We start from the raw sequence: 905 nt of genomic DNA, 5'->3' as shown, positions 1-905 counted from the left end.
TCAAGGACGCCGACCCCCACCTGCATCTGGTGCTCATCACCGGGGTCTCCAAGTTCAGCAAGGTCAGCCTGTTTTCGGGGCTGAACAACCTGCGGGATATCACCCTGGTGCCGGAATATTCCACGATCTGTGGTTACACCGATGAGGATCTCGACACGGTGTTCGCCCCCGAACTGCCCGGCCTGGATCGCGACGCCATCCGCCAGTGGTACAACGGCTACCGCTGGGGCGGGCAGGAGGTCAATTCCGTCTACAACCCCTTCGATGTGCTGCTGCTCCTGCAGAATCGCCAATTCGGCCCCTACTGGTTCGAGAGCGCCACCCCCACCTTCCTGATCGACCTACTCAAGCAACGGGGCGTCTTCACCCCGCGGCTGGACAAACTACAGGCCAAGGCCCAGTTGCTGGGCCGCTTCGACGTGGATGACATCACCACAGAAGGCCTGCTGTTCCAGACCGGCTACATCACCATCAAGGACGTGCAGGAACCCATGCTGGGCTATCGCCTCTACAGCCTGGGATTCCCCAATCAGGAAGTGGAAAGCAGCCTGAACGACCTCCTCCTCCCCGTGCTCGGCATCGGCTACAGTCAGCTGCAGACTCATCAACTCGCACTGCTGGATCTCTTGCAGCGACATGACCTGGCGGGCCTGGAGGCCCACCTCAAGGCCCTCTACGCCGGCCTCCCCCATGACTGGTATCGCAATAACCCCATCGCCCAATACGAAGGCCATTACGCCAGCGTCTTCTACAGCCACTTCGCCGCCCTGGGGGTCCAGGTGACGGTGGAAGACGCCAGCCACCACGGCAAGGTGGACATGACCGTGGATTTCGGCGGCCACCTCTACCTGTTCGAGTTCAAGGTGGTGGAGCAGTTGCCCGGGGGCAGGGCCCTGGAGCAGATC

Annotated in this window: 1 protein-coding gene; it reads left to right on the top strand. The window is 61.7% G+C overall.

Annotation, left to right across the window (positions count from 1 at the left end):
* Positions 1-905, top strand: a 905-nt coding sequence (locus tag CKO33_RS13170) for a PD-(D/E)XK nuclease domain-containing protein (RefSeq protein ID WP_200182683.1), incomplete at both ends; no start/stop codon positions are given.

The organism is Ectothiorhodospira mobilis (genome assembly GCF_016584115.1).
GTDB lineage: Bacteria > Pseudomonadota > Gammaproteobacteria > Ectothiorhodospirales > Ectothiorhodospiraceae > Ectothiorhodospira > Ectothiorhodospira mobilis.
This window is presented reverse-complemented; position numbering and strand designations above follow the sequence as displayed.